Consider the following 1,141-nt stretch of genomic DNA (forward strand, 5'->3'; position numbering starts at 1 on the left):
GGGTGATAGCCCCGTAGTCGAAAACCTGAATGTGTGAAATCGAGTAGGTCGGGGCACGTGAAACCCTGACTGAACATGGGGGGACCATCCTCCAAGGCTAAATACTCCTGGCTGACCGATAGTGAACCAGTACCGTGAGGGAAAGGCGAAAAGAACCCCGGAGAGGGGAGTGAAATAGATCCTGAAACCGTGTGCGTACAAGCAGTGGGAGCAGACTTGTTCTGTGACCGCGTACCTTTTGTATAATGGGTCAGCGACTTATATTCAGTGGCGAGCTTAACCGTATAGGGGAGGCGTAGGGAAACCGAGTCTTAACTGGGCGACCAGTCGCTGGATATAGACCCGAAACCGGGCGATCTATCCATGGCCAGGGTGAAGATTGAGTAACATCAATTGGAGGCCCGAACCCAAGTATGTTGAAAAATGCTGGGATGAGCTGTGGATCGGAGTGAAAGGCTAATCAAGCTCGGAGATAGCTGGTTCTCCTCGAAAGCTATTTAGGTAGCGCCTCACGTATTACCGCCGGGGGTAGAGCACTGTTTCGGCTAGGGGCCCATCCCGGGTTACCAACCCGAGGCAAACTCCGAATACCGGTGAGTAGAGCGTGGGAGACACACGGCGGGTGCTAACGTCCGTCGTGAAAAGGGAAACAACCCAGACCGTCAGCTAAGGCCCCCAAATTCTGGTTAAGTGGGAAACGATGTGGGAAGGCATAGACAGCTAGGAGGTTGGCTTAGAAGCAGCCATCCTTTAAAGAAAGCGTAATAGCTCACTAGTCGAGTCGGCCTGCGCGGAAGATGTAACGGGGCTCAAACCAGATGCCGAAGCTACGGGTTCACACTTAGGTGTGAGCGGTAGAGGAGCGTCGTGTAAGTCTGTGAAGGTGAGTTGAGAAGCTTGCTGGAGATATCACGAGTGCGAATGCTGACATGAGTAACGACAAGGGGAGTGAAAAACTCCCCCGCCGGAAGACCAAGGTTTTCTGTTCTATGCTAATCAGAGCAGAGTGAGTCGGCCCCTAAGGCGAGGCTGAAAAGCGTAGTCGATGGGAAACGGGTCAATATTCCCGTACCGGATGTGGTTGCGATGGGGGGACGAAGAAGGCTAGGTGAGCCAGGCGTTGGTTGTCCTGGTGAAAGTC

The 1,141-nt window shown here is 53.4% G+C and carries 1 rRNA gene; it reads left to right on the plus strand.

The window, feature by feature from the left end:
- Window positions 1-1,141: ribosomal RNA gene (locus ACUN9V_RS19915) — 23S ribosomal RNA — on the plus strand; the annotation flags it as partial.

Source organism: Salinicola sp. V024 (assembly GCF_052645315.1).